The 15,725-nt window shown below is 69.8% G+C and carries 13 protein-coding genes and 2 pseudogenes; 10 read left to right on the forward strand and 5 right to left on the reverse strand.

The features are described 5' to 3' along the window. Nucleotides 1–114: 114 nt before the first annotated feature. From ABZ117_RS15705 to ABZ117_RS15725, 5 genes are all read left to right on the forward strand, one after another. On the forward strand, nt 115–381 hold the full coding sequence (locus ABZ117_RS15705; protein ID WP_356821066.1) for an Atu4866 domain-containing protein: 267 nt from the start codon (nt 115–117) through the stop codon (nt 379–381). After that, a complete protein-coding gene (locus ABZ117_RS15710) occupies nt 378–1,112 on the forward strand; it encodes an SDR family oxidoreductase (RefSeq protein ID WP_356821068.1) in 735 nt (244 codons plus the stop codon). Before ABZ117_RS15705 ends, ABZ117_RS15710 begins: the two co-directional genes overlap by 4 nt. Nucleotides 1,113–1,429: 317 nt before the next feature. After that, the gene (locus ABZ117_RS15715) at nt 1,430–1,828 is read left to right on the forward strand and encodes a VOC family protein (protein ID WP_356821071.1); all 399 of its coding nucleotides are present in this window, start codon (nt 1,430–1,432) and stop codon (nt 1,826–1,828) included. Between the two features lie 335 nt (nt 1,829–2,163). After that, entirely contained in the window at nt 2,164–2,493 is a 330-nt protein-coding gene (locus tag ABZ117_RS15720; RefSeq protein ID WP_356821073.1) for a WhiB family transcriptional regulator, read from the forward strand. A 408-nt stretch (nt 2,494–2,901) separates the two neighbouring features. Then, nucleotides 2,902–3,435, forward strand: a complete 534-nt coding sequence (locus tag ABZ117_RS15725) for a 2'-5' RNA ligase family protein (RefSeq protein ID WP_356821074.1) — start codon at nt 2,902–2,904, stop codon at nt 3,433–3,435. 453 nt (nt 3,436–3,888) lie between these two features. Here the strand turns inward: ABZ117_RS15725 and ABZ117_RS15730 are convergent, their stop codons facing one another. The 3 genes from ABZ117_RS15730 to ABZ117_RS15740 all read right to left on the reverse strand — a co-directional run bounded on the left by ABZ117_RS15730 (nt 3,889) and on the right by ABZ117_RS15740 (nt 6,572). Further along, nucleotides 3,889–4,632: an SOS response-associated peptidase gene (locus ABZ117_RS15730; protein ID WP_356821076.1), complete on the reverse strand. Its 744-nt coding sequence runs from the start codon at nt 4,630–4,632 to the stop codon at nt 3,889–3,891. A gap of 397 nt (nt 4,633–5,029) precedes the next feature. Beyond that, complete coding sequence (locus ABZ117_RS15735; RefSeq protein WP_356821077.1) at nt 5,030–5,566, reverse strand: isochorismatase family cysteine hydrolase; 537 nt, start codon at nt 5,564–5,566, stop codon at nt 5,030–5,032. Nucleotides 5,567–5,675: 109 nt separating this feature from the next. Continuing rightward, a complete protein-coding gene (locus ABZ117_RS15740) occupies nt 5,676–6,572 on the reverse strand; it encodes a ribosome-inactivating family protein (RefSeq protein ID WP_356821079.1) in 897 nt (298 codons plus the stop codon). 787 nt (nt 6,573–7,359) lie between these two features. On the opposite strand from ABZ117_RS15740, the gene ABZ117_RS15745 reads away from it, so the two are divergent. The 4 genes and pseudogenes from ABZ117_RS15745 (at nt 7,360) to ABZ117_RS15760 (ending at nt 9,113) form a co-directional block, all read left to right on the forward strand. Further along, nucleotides 7,360–7,578: a hypothetical protein gene (locus ABZ117_RS15745; RefSeq protein ID WP_356821081.1), complete on the forward strand. Its 219-nt coding sequence runs from the start codon at nt 7,360–7,362 to the stop codon at nt 7,576–7,578. Nucleotides 7,579–7,647: 69 nt separating this feature from the next. Then, nucleotides 7,648–7,857: pseudogene (locus tag ABZ117_RS15750) on the forward strand (GDP-mannose 4,6-dehydratase); the annotation flags it as partial. Between the two features lie 163 nt (nt 7,858–8,020). Continuing rightward, nucleotides 8,021–8,446, forward strand: a complete 426-nt coding sequence (locus ABZ117_RS15755; RefSeq protein ID WP_356821287.1) for a hypothetical protein — start codon at nt 8,021–8,023, stop codon at nt 8,444–8,446. Then, entirely contained in the window at nt 8,355–9,113 is a 759-nt protein-coding gene (locus tag ABZ117_RS15760; RefSeq protein ID WP_356821083.1) for a helix-turn-helix transcriptional regulator, read from the forward strand. The genes ABZ117_RS15755 and ABZ117_RS15760 overlap by 92 nt, the downstream gene beginning before the upstream one ends. Before the next feature lie 225 nt (nt 9,114–9,338). Here the strand turns inward: ABZ117_RS15760 and ABZ117_RS15765 are convergent, their stop codons facing one another. Together ABZ117_RS15765 and ABZ117_RS15770 are read right to left on the reverse strand one after the other, a co-directional pair. Then, the gene (locus tag ABZ117_RS15765) at nt 9,339–11,360 is read right to left on the reverse strand and encodes a non-reducing end alpha-L-arabinofuranosidase family hydrolase (RefSeq protein WP_356821085.1); all 2,022 of its coding nucleotides are present in this window, start codon (nt 11,358–11,360) and stop codon (nt 9,339–9,341) included. 52 nt (nt 11,361–11,412) lie between these two features. After that, nucleotides 11,413–12,872: pseudogene (locus ABZ117_RS15770) on the reverse strand (family 43 glycosylhydrolase). A gap of 326 nt (nt 12,873–13,198) precedes the next feature. On the opposite strand from ABZ117_RS15770, the gene ABZ117_RS15775 reads away from it, so the two are divergent. After that, nucleotides 13,199–14,905, forward strand: coding sequence for a ricin-type beta-trefoil lectin domain protein (locus ABZ117_RS15775; protein ID WP_356821087.1), 1,707 nt, complete (start codon nt 13,199–13,201; stop codon nt 14,903–14,905). Nucleotides 14,906–15,725 lie beyond the last annotated feature (820 nt).

The raw sequence follows: 15,725 nt of genomic DNA on the forward strand, positions 1-15,725 counted from the left end.
GCGGTGCCTGGGTGCCGTGCACCCAGGCACCACACGTCCTGGCCTGCGGTCCCCGTTCTGTCCAGACTCGTTCGGGCAGGACAGACCCGCACCCATGGACGAGGAGAGTCCGCCATGACAGGGAACACGGAGGAGTGCCATGCCGACGTGGTCGGCATGTGGGTGACCGCAGACGGTCACATCCGTCAGGAGTTGCGGGCGGACGGCCGGTACGTCGAGGCCCGCGGTACCCGGCACAGCGCCTGCACGGGCCACTGCACGGTGACCGGCGGCCACATCGACTGCGTCGACGACTCCGGGTTCACCGCGACGGGCGACATCCGTGATGGCGTGCTCCACCACGAGCACCTCGTGCTCCACCGAGAGGAAAAGCAGGCATGACAGACGCAGCCAAGGTCGTGGCGGTCACCGGAGCGAGCAGCGGGATCGGGGAGGCGACCGCCCGTCGGCTTGCCGCCGACGGCCACCGCCTGTTCCTCGGAGCGCGGCGCACCGATCGTCTCGACGCGCTCACCAGGGAAATCACGACCGCAGGCGGCACCGCGACGTTCCAGCGGCTGGATGTCACCGATGCCGCCGACGTCCGGGCCTTCGTGTCCGCCGCCCGCGAGCAGTACGGCCGCGTGGACGTGGTGGTCAACAACGCCGGGGTGATGCCGCTTTCGCCGCTGGACGCGCTGAGAACCGACGAGTGGGACCGGATGATCGACGTGAACGTGCGGGGAGTCCTGCACGGCATCGCCGCCGCGCTGCCCGTGATGCGCGCTCAGGGCGGCGGACACTTCGTGAACATCGCCTCCGTCGGCGCGTACGAGGTCTCTCCCACCGCTGCCGTCTACTGCGCCACCAAGTTCGCCGTCCGCGCGATCTCCGAAGGACTGCGCCAGGAGTCCGCCGGGACCATCCGCGTCACCCTCGTATCCCCGGGCGTGACCGAGTCCGAACTCGCCGACAGCATCTCCGACCCGGCCGCCAGGCAGGCCATGAAGACCTACCGCGCTGCGGCACTGCCCGCTTCCGCCATCGCGGAGGCCATCGCCTACGCCCTTTCCCAGCCTTCGCAGGTCGACGTCAACGAAATCGTCGTCCGTCCCGCCGCAAGCGCCCGATGACCGTCATCGCCAGACGTGTTGCACATCGCTCCGGGTCGGCTCCCTATCCTCGGGCGCGTACCCGATGACGCTGTGAGGGGCATGGCATCAACGCACATGTCCAGGACGTTTGCGGGCGTCACCCTGTCAGGGAGGGCCGCGCCAACGCCTGGGTCCGCGGTGCTCCAGCCGCTGGCTGCCACTGCCCCGTGGGCGGCGTTCGACAACGTGGAGCACCCGCCGTCTCGGCCCCGGAGCCACACGCCCACCGACGATCACGCCCGACCACCTCGCCTACCAGCGGCGACAGGCTTCGCCGATCCATGAGGAGAACGGTCTTGCAGATCACCGCGTCCACCATCTCGCTCACCGTCGACGATGTCGCTGCGTCCCAGCGGTTCTTCACCGCCCACCTCGGCTACGTCGAGCAGGCCAGCGCCGAGGGGTTCGCCTCCCTGGCCCGCGACGACGCTGCGGTGGACATCGTCCTGCTCGCACGTGGCACCGAGGTGCTGCCGGCCGAACAGCGTGACCAGCACGCTACCGGCCTGATCCTCGCCTTCACCAGCACCGACATCGAGAACAACGAGAAGCGGCTGCGCGCCGAGGGCGTCGAGATCACCATGCCGCTGCGCGAGGAACCCTGGGGCGAACGCCTCTTCCAGGTCACCGACCCCAACGGCGTGATCATCCAGTTCGTCGAGTGGGCCGACCCGTCCGGCCCCGAGAGCGCCTGACAGCCCACCGCGTCAGGCCGGGAGTCGCGGCTCCGGTGCCGTGGGCGGTGGCCTCGGCCGTGTGGGCGTTGATGCGAAAGCGCCATGGCCGCCCTGGGCGCGTTTCTTCAACACCTCGCGGTCGATCCGGATCAGCGTCCGTGGGCTTTGCGCAGGTGGACGACCAGTTCGCGCATCGATCGAGGTCACAGCACTAGTGGCCGTCGCTGTCAACGGTGGCGTCCCTCGTAAGGGTTGGAACTGCGGAGGGGATCATCATCTCCGTGTCATGGGCATACGGTCTGCACCAAGCCCCCGCAGGCGGGGGAAACCCGTACGGGGAGGGACAGCCGGCAATGGCAACGGGCGATCGGGAGTGGGAGACATGGGCGAAGTGCCGCACTGCGGACCCTGAGGAGTTGTTCGTCGAGGGCGCGGCCCAGAATCGGGCGAAGGCCCTGTGCGACGGCTGCCTGGTCCGGACCGAATGCCTCGCCCACGCTCTCGACAACCGCATCGAACACGGCATCTGGGGAGGCATGACCGAGCGTGAACGCCGCGGTCTTCTGCGGCGCCGCCCGATGGTGAGCTCCTGGCGCCTGCTGCTGGAGGCCGCCCGCACCGAGCACGTGAGCCCGGGCCGAGCACTCCCGATCCAGGCCACGGAGCGCAAGCGCACCGCCTGAACAGCGCCCTGTGCCGCCCTGGCAGCGCTCCATCGGGGCGGACGACGACGAGGCAGGAAGCCGGCGGTGCCGTCGGCGACGTCGCAGCGGATGTTGTCGAGGCCGCGTGGGTCCTTGATCTCGATGGTGCTGGCAACCGGCGGGGCATCCTGGTGCGATGAACGATGTCCAGGCGATGTGGCAGTCGTGGTTGTCGGGACTCCCGAGGACCTCTTGGCGAGGGGCCCGAGTGGGCACGACGACGGTGCGGATATGTGACGTTAGGTCACCAGCTCAGGTCGGTGAGGACGCGAAGGACATGCGGCCGGACCGTCATCGAGGAGACCGACCCCGCGGGACCCTGCCCAGCCTCCGGCCTGACGGCCCGGCAACGACGGAACCGCAGCCGATCGCCGGTAGGCTACGGCGGTGCGCACGGTCGAGCTCCTGTTGGACGAGGCGGCAGAGCTAGCGGTCCGGGAGGCCTGGCGGCGGCTCGCGGACGCGGGGCTGCCGAGTCAGGCGCGTCACCGCTCACCGACCAACAGCCCGCACCTCACCCTGGCCGCCTGCCCGGAGCTGACCGCCTCGATCCGCTGGGAGCTCGCCGAGGTGGCCGCCGCCCTGCCGCTGCCGGTGCGGTGCACCGGTGTGGTCCGTTTCGAGCGGCCCACCTCGGTGCTGGCCTGGGCGCTGGACCTCGACTCCGAGCTGGCCGGCTTGCACCGCCGGGTGTGGGAGGCGGTCGCCTCGGACAGCCCGCCCGAGACCCTCAACCCCTTCCACGCCCCAGGACGCTGGAGCCCGCACATCACCCTCGGCCGGACCCGGCGGGCCGGTGCCTTCGCCGACCGGCGGGTCCCCGAACTGCTGCCGGCGCCCCCATTGTCGGTCCGGCTCACCACCCTGCGCAGCTACGACACCCGGACCGGCGCCCTGGAGGTGCTGGAGGCCCGCCCCTGAGCCGCGCCTGACGTCGGAGCCGTGGCGAGGCTCCAAGAATCAGCGGAACAGTGCCGTGGGCGACGATGGCGCCGTTCGACGACGGCGCACCGCCGCCAGGCCGGCTTGCGCCCCCAGCTTGCCAGCACCCGGGACACCTGAAGCGTAGCCATGCATTCGCCTCGTCCGGTGGCGAGTTCTCTTCAGATGGCCGACGCCGCCCGATGGCAGACCGAGACGCCGGCGTCTTCGAGGCCGTGGGCGCACGGCGGTTGTCGCGCGAGTACACGTCCCCCGGGGCTTCAGCGGCGAGCTGCCGGAGCCCATTCTCATGGCGCCGCCTTCCCTTCCTGGGCCGCGAAGAGACGGGCAGCTGCTGTGAGGGCAGCGCGAGGGTGAGAGTGACGCACACGGGCGCAGGAATCGGCTGGCCAGGACACAGCTCGCGTTTCGGCACGGTACGGCCCGACACAGCTACAGGCTGATCGTGTCGAGGAGTTGAGGGCCGTTGTTGCGGACGTCGTTGACGACCGTGGAGACAGGGCGCGCATCCAGATGCCCGCCGGCGGGCTGGCCGAGGAGAGCGCGCAGTTCGTCGGGTTCTTGGTGAGTGGGGTCGAGCCAGGCCTCGTAGTGATCCTCGGTGAGCGCGAGGGGCATGCGCGGATGCACGCGGCCGGCTGCGTCTGTGGCCTCGGTGGTGATGATGGTGCAGGTCATCAGCCAGGCGGCCGGGTCGTCGTCCTGTACGACGGCCGGGTCGCGCCAGTACTCGTACAGGCCGGCGAGCGCCATCACCTCGTCGTCCTCGGGGTGGATGAAGTACGGCTGCTTGCGGGCCTTGCCGGTGGCCGGGTCCTTGCCGGGCTGCCACTCGTAGAAGCCGTCCGCCGGAAGCAGGCAGCGGCGTTTGACGAACGCGCGGCGGAAGGCGGGCTTCTCGTGCACGGTCTCCACCCGGGCGTTGATCATTCGCGCGCCGATCTTCGGCTCCTTCGCCCAGGACGGCACCAGGCCCCAGCGCAGCGGCCGCAGCTCCCTCACGGGTGCCGCGGAACCGCCACCGTCGTGCGGGGTGCGCTCCAGCACGGCCCAGACGTCGTCGGTCGGGGCGACGTTCCAGTTCGGTGCGAGCGCCTCGGTGGCAGGCCACCGGGCGACGTGGAACAGCGGCGCCAGGTCCTGCGGGCGCCGGGTGGCAACGTATCGACCGCACATGCGACCACTCTCTCACCGCCCGTCCGCTCGACGAGGCGCCGGTACGGTGGCCGAGCGGACGTGTTCGTGCGGAAGATCGGCGGGGCAGGACCGGACGGCCGGCGCGTGCCGTGTCTCCGACACGCTTCCTGGGCAGGACGCCGACGGCGCAGAAGGCTGACTGGGACAGGTCGCGGTGGAGCCGGTTCACCTCATGCGGTGCCGGTGGGCGCCGGCTGTGACCGCGACGCGCTGGACGTAGCCGGCCTACCACCGCCACCGGGGGAGGAGGCTGCGACTGCGCAGCGGGCCGCTGGAGATCGCCGTACCGGATTCAGGGGGCTCGCCGATCGGCCTCCGGTCGGGGGCCGGGGGAGACGGCCCCCGACCGGTGCTTCCGGACGGACGTGGGCAGCGCTCACGTCCACAGCTGGCGGCTCTCGCGGATGAGCGCACCCATGTTGCGCTCCATCATGCGCAGCGCCGCCTCAGCGAGGTCTTCGTGGATGTGCGCCACCGCGTCCTTCGGTACGACCACGTCGAAGTGACGGATGTGCGCGTCGAGCGCCGAGTACAGCACGCACTGCTCGGTCACCTGACCGGACAGCACCAGCCGATCGATCCCCTGCTCCCTGAGCAGATAGCTCAGCGGTGTCTCGAAGAAGATCGAGTGCCGGGCCTTGAGCACGAAGAGGGAGTCGCCGTCGGGCTTCACCGGCTCGACCAGGTCTGCACGCGGCCCGGCTAGCGCCTGCTCCAGTTGCTCCCCGTGGTGCGAGCGCCACTCGCCGAAGTTGTCGTTGACATAGATGACCGGCACCCCCTGGTCGCGGGCCCGGCGCAGGAGGCCGCCCATGACCGGCACGACCGATTCCACCGAGGGAATCAGCAGGTCGGCATCCTTGTGCTCGTACGTATTGATCATGTCGATGATGATCAGCGCGGTCTTGCTCATGCGGCCCGGGTTCCACGATCGGGGCTGGGCAACGCGTGTATTGCCTACGTCCGCGACAGCGTCGCCCGGGGCGCCACGACGTGACACGCCCGGGCGGAGCCGGGAATCATCAGAGGCGGGCTCGGGAACCGTTGAGCTCCACGAAGCCCCCGGCCCAGTAGAGCAGGCCCGCGATGCTGGTGACCCAGTGTCCCATGACGTAGATTCCGTGGTCGGGGGAGTCGCGGACGTTGCGGACGAAATCGCTGATGTCGGCCCACTGGTTCTCCAGCGAGGAGTTGATCACGAAGCCCCGGGGTGCCTCCTCCCAGTGGTCGAGGGTCTGGTTCCTGTTCGGCTCGCGGATGTTTCCGCGTACCGTGTCGAAGATCGAGGCGAAGCGGGACGCCTCGGAGAAGATCTGGATGGCGACGAGCATGTTGTGCCCGGTGGCCTGGTTGTACTGGGTGACATCGCCCAGTTGGTACAGCGCGTTGTAGATGCTTCCAGGGCTCAGGACCAGCCCGCCGCGGTCGTTGCCGCCGGGCAGGCTGTTGTAGTTCCCGGTCGACTGCATGACATGCAGGGTGTTGGGCGCGATGCCGAGCGCGTGGGCGAACTCGTTGGTCCGGTCGTTGAACGCCCAGTGCATGCCCGGGTGTCCGTTGCGACCGGGGGAGTAGAAGCCGGCGACGTAGAGGTCATGGGCCCAGAGGTAGACCGACGACAGGTAGACCCCGTTGGTGTCGAGCACCCTGACCTGGATGAGCTCACCGGCCTGCGTCTGGGTCTGCCGGACACCGTCCATGTGCGTCGGCGTGCCGTAGGAGGCCGTGTGGATGCGGTCGATGACGTTGTAGTAGTTCCGTTCGTGCGCCGCTCCGCCCGCGGTGATGTCCGAGATGTTCCAGTCGATCACCACCTTGATGTCGGCCGCGGACGCGGTGCCGCTGAGCACCGTGACCAGGCCGGCCGCCGTCACTAACGTCGCCAGCAGCGACACCAGCTTCCGTACGCCTCTTCGCATCTTGGTTCCTTCGCTCGTCCGCCGGCCCGCGTTCGGGGGTCGGTCCACCGGGACCGGGCGGGGTCACCTGGAACCTAGGGCTGGTCGTGTTGTCCTCCTTGTCCGAACGTGCACCGCGGTGGTGCCACCGGTGCATGGCCGCCGCCCTGCTGTCCTCCGTCCGGGCCCGTCGCCCGTTCGTCCGGGCTTCCTCCCAGCCCGTCACCGCCTCCGTCCGGCCTTCGCTGCGTTGACCGGTCTCGCTGCACGGCCGCCGCATCCAGCCCGGTCGCCGCCGGCGGTTTCTGTGGTCGGGCCGCGGGCGAGAGGCCCCGCCTTTGCCACCGCCCGGCCGCGCCCGCCCCGCGTCCCCGCCGGGCCGAGCTGCCGCCTGTCCGGTGCCGGCCGCCTTGTTGCCGGGTCGCGAGCGGAGACTTCCGTCCGTCGACTTGACCGTCTGCCGCCCGCCCTGCCCTCGTCCGTCGGCCCCACCGCCCACCGCCCACCGCCCACCGCCGACGGCCCGGTCGGCAGCCTGTCCGCCAGAGTGCCGACCGGGCCAACCACACCGCTTTCGCCCACGCTCGCGCCCGCCCTGCGGTCTCGCGCCCGTCCTGCGGTCTCGCGCCCGTCCTGCGGTCTCGCGCCCGCCCCCGCCCTCGGCAGGCACCGCGGTCCGATCACCGTGCCGGGCCGCCATGCCTGGCCGGACCCGCCCCCTCCGGCCCGCAGTCGTACTCGTCGGCCGCAGCGGATGGGCAGTCTCTCGCCCGTCGGGCCTGCTTCAGCGCGGCGCCTGGCACCACCGGTGACGCACGCCTGCGTCACCGGTCACCTCACCCTCGCCCTCCCGCCCCGACTACGCGGCCCGCCTCTTCGACGCCCGCAGGCCGGCGCCGGCGACCAGCAGTTGCGCGGCATCATCGCCGAGGACCTCGCCCACGTGTACTTCCGCGACGGGGGCCCGCACGCCCAGAAGCTTCGAATCCGGAGGGAGGGGTCGGCGTCGCGCCGGGTGCTGCGCTGAGCCTGTCCCTGGGAGTACTGGTATCGGCGGGATCTGGAACGGGACGATCCGGCGGTCGACCATGAAGGCATGGCACATGTACTCGTCACGGGCGGAACCGGGTTTCTGGGTTCCCATACGATCGCGCAGCTCCTGATCGCCGGGCACACCGTCACGACCACCGTGCGCTCCCGCACGCGGCGGTCCGACGTCGAGCGGATGCTCGCCGTGGCCGGCGCCCCGCACGCGGACGGCGTCTCCTATGTAGAGGCGGATCTGACCTCTGACCACGGCTGGGGCCGGGCCGTGGCGGGAGCCGACTACGTGCTGCACGTGGCCTCGCCGTTTCCCGAAGCCCGGCCGAAGACCGAGGACGATGCTGACCGGCGGGATGCGGGCCGCGCCGCCGATCTGGAGCAACACGGTAGACGTCCGAGACGCGGCCGACCTGCACGCACGCGCCATGACGGCACCGCAGGCGGCCGGACAGCGATACCTGGCGCTCGCGGGCGAGCCGATCTCCTTCCACCACATCGCCCTGGCGTTGCGTGCGCGGCTGGGCGAGGTCGCCGCCAAGGCCCCCACCAGGACGGCCCCGGCCTGGCTGCTGCGCCTGCCGGCCACGGGCAACCCGACGCTGCGTGAGACGGTGCCGCAGCTGGGCGTGGTGCGCCGCGCCTCCAACGCGAAGGCCCGCAAGGAGCTGGACTGGTCCCCGCGTTCCAACGAGGACGCAGTCGTGGCCACCGCGGAGAGCCTGGTCCGCCTCGGACTGCTCAGCGGTCAGCGTCGAGAACATGGCGCACGAGACGGCCGACACCCTGGGCGAGTTCCTGCGGGCCCGGCGCGGGCAGATCAGCCCGCAACAGGCCGGGCTGCCCGCCGGTGAGCGGCGCCGGGTCCCCGGACTTCGGCGCGAGGAGGTCGCTCAGCTCGCCGGTATCAGTCCCGAGTACTACCTGCGCCTGGAACAGGGCCGCAACCTCAACCCCTCCGACCAGATCCTGGCCGCCCTGGCCGGCGCCCTCCAGCTCGACGAGGACGCCGTCGCCTACCTGCACCGCCTCGCCCGCCCCGCACCGCCCACCCGTAGGCCACGCGGCCGCGCCCGTACGAACCAGGGCGATCTGCAACCACTGCTGGACAGCTGGCCGCAGACCCCCGCCTACGTCCAGGGTCCCAGCGGACGCGTCGTCGCCGCGAACCGGCTGGCCGGGCTGCTGTGCCCCTTCTTCGCCGTCGGCCGCAACCCGCTTCGGGCTGCCTTCCTCGAACCCGAGATGCGCAGCCTCTACCCGCAGTGGGACGACATGACCGCGAAGGCCGTCTCCGGACTGCGCGCCATGATCGATGTCGACGAGGCCGACCCGGAGTTACTGGAGACCATCGGCGAACTCACCGTCGCCAGCGAGCGGTTCAGCACCCTGTGGACCCGCCGCGAGGTCCGCTCGACCGGTTGCGCGCCGACCGGTGGGCGCCGGCCCGCCGATTCCGGCGACAGCGGAGTCAGGCGGGGATGTCGGAGGTGGAACGGTAGCCGACGCCGGGCTCGGTGATGACGTAGCGGGGCTGGGAGGGTTCCGGTTCGAGTTCGCGGCGGGTTGGCGAGGTGGACGCGCAGGTAGTTGGTCTCCTTCTCCTGGCGGGGTCCCCGGACCCCCGGGAGTAGTTGGCGTCGGGTCGTTCCCGCCCACGCGAAGCGCTCGGCCGGGGAATCCCAGCCGAGCGCCTCGTTGATCTCCTGGCCCTGGCCGGTCGACCAGCAGTCAGCGGTGTTGCGTTCAGCAGGTGGAGTTGGTCTGGGTGAGGAGGCCCAGCCGCCACGGGAGGTTGTCGTAGTTGCCGCTCGCGTTGGGGTCCTTGCCCTGGTACAGGTACTGGAGCCGGCAGGCGGGAATGGTGAGTGTCTGGTCGTAACCGGCACGGATCATCTCGCCGTGACTGATGTCCCGGGTCCACGCGCCCGCGGGGAAGGCCACGTTGTTCGACTTCGCGAAGGGGTTGTTCTCGGACGCGGCCAGGGGCGTCCAGGAGCCGGCGAGGCTGCTCGTCGTCCAGGAGCGGAAGTAGCGCCGGCCGTCCGAGCCGATGGCCTCGACGAGCAGGAGGTACTGGTTGGCGCCCTGCACCTTGTAGACGTTGCTCGCCTCGAACAGCGCGTACCTGTTGGAGTCCTGGGCCGCGATGACGGTGTTGGTGAACCCGTTGGGGAACTGGCCGACGGTCGTCTGCGAGCGGTAGAGGTGTCCGTTGTCGTCGGAGGAGAACAGGTAGCAGTTGGCGCTGTCGCAGATCACCCACATGTCGACCCAGTAACCGCTGCCGATGTTCTGGCGGATGATGTCGGGCATCGATGGGTAGAAGTTGCGCGGCGCGCTCCACCCGTCGGGGTTGCTGATGTCGGGGTTGGTGGAGTACGAGGCGTTCCCGGTCTGGTAGACGAGGTACCAGAGCTTCTGCGGCGCGTAGTAGAACACCTGGGGCGCGGCCCGGTAGCCGGTGCCGATGGCGGTGCGGTCGAGGTAGTGGTGCGTGGCGGAGCCTGCCTGCGACCAGTCACTGAAGTTCAGGTACACCAGGTTGTACCCGGACGAGCTGGCGGTGCTCGCGAACACGTGGTATTTGCCGTTGTAGTGGACGACCGTCGGATCCTTGATCCCGGCGATGTTGTGGGTGGCGTCCGGCTTCGGGGCGATCAGCGCACCGCTGGAGTTCCAGGAGAAGCCGGCGGGGAGGGCCGCGGTGGACCGGGGCGAAGGGGTGTGGGTCCGTCGTGCCGCGGCCGTGCCGCCCAGCGCCGACAGCACCGCCTGGTAGGCCGGTTTCTTGTTGCCGTTGCGGTCGAAGAGCAACGGACTGTCACCGCTGCGCCAGGAGTCGCTGTCCCGGATGCCCCAGGTGGTGATGCCGGTGCAGCGCGAGACGTTCATACAGGCCCGGACGGTGTTCGCGTACGCCGTCGGCGACGCCTGTGCGATGTCCAGTTCGGTGATCTGGACATCCACGCCGAGGGCGGCGAAGTTCGACAGCGTCGTCTGGAAACTGGCGGGCGGACCGCCCGTACCGAAGTGGGCCTGGAAGCCGACACAGTCGATGGGTACGCCACGCGTCTTGAAGTCGCGCACCATGCGGTAGACGCCCTGGGTCTTGGCGTCCGACCAGTTCTCGATGTTGTAGTCGTTGTAGCAGAGTTTGGCCGCGGGGCCGGCGGAGCGAGCCGTGCGGAAGGCGTCCTCGATGAAGTCGTCACCGAGCAGGTTCTGGAACACCGAGGACCGGTGCTGGCCGCTGCCGCCGTCGGCGAACGCCTCGTTGACCACGTCCCAGGCGTAGATCTTGCCCCTGAAGTGGTTCATCTCGGTGGTGATGTGGTTGTGCATGACGTTGCGCAGCGTGTTCGCATCGCCGATGGAGCTGACCCAGCCCGGCAGTTGGGAGTGCCAGACCAGGGTGTGGCCACGCATGCGCTGGCCGCGGGCCGTCGCGTGACTCACGATCTGGTCCGCGGGAGCGAAGTTGAACGAGCCGCGCGACGGCTCGGTCGTGTCCCACTTCATCTCGTTCTCGGGAGTGATCGCGTTGAACTCGCGGTCCAGGATCGAGGCGTACGTGCCGTCGCCGAGCTTGCCTGCGGCCACGGCGGTTCCGAAGTACCGGCCCGATTGAGCCGCTTGGGCGCCCAGCGTGGAGGCCTTGACGGGTTCGGACGCGCCGGCCGCGGTCCCTGGCGTCACCAGGGCGGCCACGGCCAGCAGGGACAACACCGAGGCTCGGCGACGGCCGAGCCGTTTCAGCGGGATCATAATTCTCCTCGTACGGTTGGTGGGGGGGTGGGTGGTGCGATCCTCCGTCCGGTCAGGGCGTGGCCAGCTCGAACCGCGTGACGCGGACCGCGCCGCCGAGTGCCTGTGTGGCGTGGTCGAAGAGGGCGAATCGGTAGCCCATGAAGAAGTGCCAGTCGTTGCCCATGGAGAAGTCGGACCCGAGGCGGGCGTAGTGGATGCCGTCGGTGCTGTAGGAGAGGTTCCGGGGCGTGCTGCGCCGGAACGGATGTCCGCGCTCGCGCGCAGCCAGAGCCGGCCGCCGGATACGGGCGCGCTCGCGAGTTCGGTGCCCGTGCCGGTGGTGTTCCAGTTGCCGTCCATGACCGGCCCGCCCACCATCACCACCCGAGTCACGCCGCCGTCGCGCTTGAGGCCGACCCATGCGGAGGAGTCACGCACCAGCGCCAGTCCGGCCCGGTCGCCGTCCCGCATCGCCGAGTGGTCCAGCAGGGCCGTGGCGGTGGAGGTGGGGCCCTGGATGCGGTGGGTGAGGGTGTTGCGGGCCCAGTACAGGTCGTCGGTGACGGTCGCGGTCCGCAGGGTCGGTCCGTCACCGACCGACCACCTCGTGTTGTCCGGGTTGTGGTTCCACTCCCAGTTCGGCTTCAGGCCCGTCCCGTCGAAGGTGTCGACCCCGGTCATGGGGGCGACCTGGCCGGCCGGAGCGGGCACGGCCGGGCTGGGACAGGACGCACCCCAGGCGCCGTTCACGAGCTGTGCGACGGGCCAGCCGTCCGCGGTCCAGGTCACCGGCGCCAGGACAGGCACCCGGCCGCCGGGGTACGCGTCCACGAAAGCCAGGTAGTACCAGGCACCGCTCTGCGTCTGCACCAGCCCGCCCTGGTGCGGCACGCCACCGCCGGCGACCGGTCCGCGCAGGTCGAGGAGCACCTGCCGCATCGTGTACGAACCGAACGGGCCGCTCGACGACTTCAGGATGTACTGCCCGTTCGCCGGGCGGGTCAGGAAGATGTAGTAGTGCCCGTCGATCTTGTAGGAGCGCGGCCCCTCAAGGGTGCCGACACTCGACGGGGCGGTGAACACCTGCTGTGTACGGACCTGGCTGCGTCCGTCGGGCGAGAACTGGGCCACGCTGATGGTGGTGTTCCCGTACGCCACGTACAGGGTGTCGTCGCTGTCGACGAGCAGTCCCGCGTCGTAGGGCGTGCTGATGGCGCCGAAGTCCAGGACGGGTACCGAGTGGCCGGCGATCTCCCAGTTGACCAGGTCGTAGGAGCGCAGGACGGGGGCGCCCGGCGCGTAGTGCATGGTCGAGGCCGAGGCGTAGTCGGTGCCGAGGACGCGGATGACGTCGATGTCTGCGAAGTCCTGCCGGATCACCGGATTCGTGTACGGCGCTGCGGCCCCGGCGGCCGTCGCGGCGACCGCGGTCCGGGAGGTCCCGGCGATCGGGAGGAGTGAGCCGGCGACCAGGCCGGTGGCGGAGGCCAGCACCTGACGACGACCCCAGAATTGGTCAGAGCATGACATATTCATGTGTGCTCCTCCTCATGCGTCCCGGCTGACACGACACTCCTGGTCGGGATGTTCGTAATATCGAACATCGATCGACTGGCCGAGCACTTTGGATGGTAAGGAGTCTGAGAGCGCCGTCAATCCTTCTCGCAGGATTCGTTACCGGCGCCGAATCTTTCGAAGCTCGGTGAGCTGGGAAGCGGCGCTCGTTCCTGCGGTGGGTTGAGGATGCCGAAAACATTGACATGCTCGCGCCCCTCCCTGACCATCCATAGGCCTGATGGCCGAACAATGTTCGGAATCACGAACGAATCGTTTCGCAGCTTCGGAGAGGAGCCCAGGTGCCCAGAGGACCAGGCAGACGACTTCTGCACGTCTTTGCGGCCATTGTGTTGACGGTCACCGCGTCGGTCGCGGCGTCTGTCCGGTCCACTGCTTCAGCCGCGCCCGGCAGCCCGGCGCTCACCCCACCGCTGGGCTGGAACAGCTGGAACAGCTTCGGGTGCGGGGTCACCGAGGGCCAGGTCCGCCAGGCCGCCGACGCGATGGTGTCCTCGGGCATGCGGGACGCCGGTTACCGCTATGTGGTGGTCGACGACTGCTGGTTCGACCCGCAGCGGGACGCGGCGGGCAACCTGCGGGCCGATCCGGCCAAGTTCCCGAGCGGGATGAAAGCGCTCGGCGACTACATCCACGGCAAGGGCCTGAAGTTCGGCATCTACGAGGCACCGGGGGAGCGCACCTGCGCGCAGGCCGTGGGCAGCTACCCGGGATCCACGGGCAGCAGAGGGCACGAGGCGCAGGACGCCACCGCGTTCGCCTCATGGGGCGTCGACTACCTCAAGTACGACTGGTGTTCCTCCAGCGGTACCCGTGACGAACAGGTCGCACGGTTCACGCTCATGCGCGACGCCCTGCGCGCCACCGGCCGGCCGATCGTTTACAGCATCAACCCGAACAGCCTGCACGCCATCACCGGCGCCACGTACAACTGGGGCGAGGTCGCCGACCTGTGGCGGACGACCGAGGACCTGCTCGACATCTGGCAGAACGGCAACGCCAACAGCTATCCGATGGGTGTCGGGAACGTCCTGGACGTCACCGCGCCGCTGGCGGCACAAGTGGGCCCGGGACACTGGAACGATCCCGACATGCTGGTCGTCGGCCGTCCCGGCCTGACTCCGGCCGAATCACGTTCGCACTTCGCCCTGTGGGCGCTGCTGGGTGCCCCGCTCATGGCAGGCAACGACATCCGCGCCATGTCCGCCGACGTGAGCGCCGTCCTGCGCAACCCGCGGCTGCTGGCGGTGGACCAGGATCGGCTGGGCGCGGGCGGGCGCAGGGTACGTGACGACGGCAGCACGGAGGTCTTCGCCAAGCCCCTGTCCGACGGCTCGGTCGCGGTGGGTCTGTTCAACCGGGGAGGCGGCACCGAGACCGTCACCACCACGGCCGCGCAAGTCGGGCTTTCCGGTGGGCCCTTCACCCTCACAGACCTGTGGACCGGCGGCATGTCGAGCACGTCCGGGCAGATCTCGGCGAACGTCCCCGCGCACGGCGTCGCCGTGTTCCGGGTGGCCGGTGGCAGCCCGCTGGCCGCCACCACCTCGCGTCTGCGGGGCAGTGCGTCCGGCCGCTGCGTCGACGTGGACAACGCCTCCACCGCCGCCGGGGCCACGGTGCTGATCTGGGACTGCCATACGGCCGCCAACCAGCTGTGGACCACGTGGGCCGGCGGCGAGATCCGCGTCTTCGGCGACAAGTGCCTGGACGCCTACGACCAGGGCACCGCCAACGGCACCCGGGTGGTCACCTGGCCCTGCAACGGCCAGGACAACCAGAGATGGACGCTCGGCTCGGACGGGTCGGTCCGCAACGTCCACGCCGGGCTGTGCCTCGACACCGACCGGGCCGGCACCGCCGACGGCACCCCGCTGGTCCTGTGGGCCTGCAACGGCCAGGCCGACCAGTCTTGGCGGATCAACGCACCGTTTCGTACGGACCTGCCTAGGAGGGGTCACTTGGGTGCAGCAGCAGGTAGCCGTTGATGCTGCCGTGCTTGTCCGCGTACCACTGGACAGTGCCCTGGACGGGACCTCGGCCGCGTGGGTGTTCGGGCCCGCCCGCCCGGTGTTCAACGACCCTGTGGTCGGGGCCGCGCGCCGCTTCACGATCTCGTTAGCATCCAGGATCACGTTTCCGACCAGGAAGCGGCTTCTGCTGCTGTTCGCAGTGTCGGCCCCCTGGTGCTGATCGCACTCGCGTGCCTTCACTTTGTCGGACTCCGACATGGGTGGTACCAGGGCTTACGCCGACGGCCAAGCCCTGAACGGCGCCACCCGGTCCAGGTGGCTTGTCAGCAGGCTCGGGGGAAGCACACCGGGTTGCTCGTCGAACCCTGGCACGCGCCGCCCTGATGGCGAGCCCGGACGCTGATCGGTCCGGGCTCGCTCGCGTGCTCGCTGGGGCTTCGGTGTCGGACGGAGTGTCTGCGCCCCCGCTCAGGGTCCGGAGCCGACAGAGTCCCGTTGACGGCCTTCGTCGATGAAGCCGTGCTCAGGAACCGGGCCGTCTCGGTGGTCAGCGGCGAATCCGGCGCGAGCTTGCTTCAGCGGGTCCGCTCGCGCAGGAAGTGGCGCTCCTCGATCCGTCGCCGTACCTGCCGCCACCGGGCGGTGTACAGGTCACGTCACGTCCGTACCTCGTTCGCGTCGAACGCCGACGCCGGGAGAAGATCAATCGGCCGCGCCGGGAACAGCTGGTCCAGTCGGCATGGTTGCATCGACCGAGGGGCCGGCGCCGCACGGGCGGGGAGCACGAGACCACAAGGTCGTCCGCCCACCAGGATCCGGGCCCCAAGACCGCGGT

Origin of the sequence: Streptomyces sp. NPDC006309, from assembly GCF_040613095.1 — a bacterium.
Classification (GTDB): Bacteria; Actinomycetota; Actinomycetes; order Streptomycetales; family Streptomycetaceae; genus Streptomyces.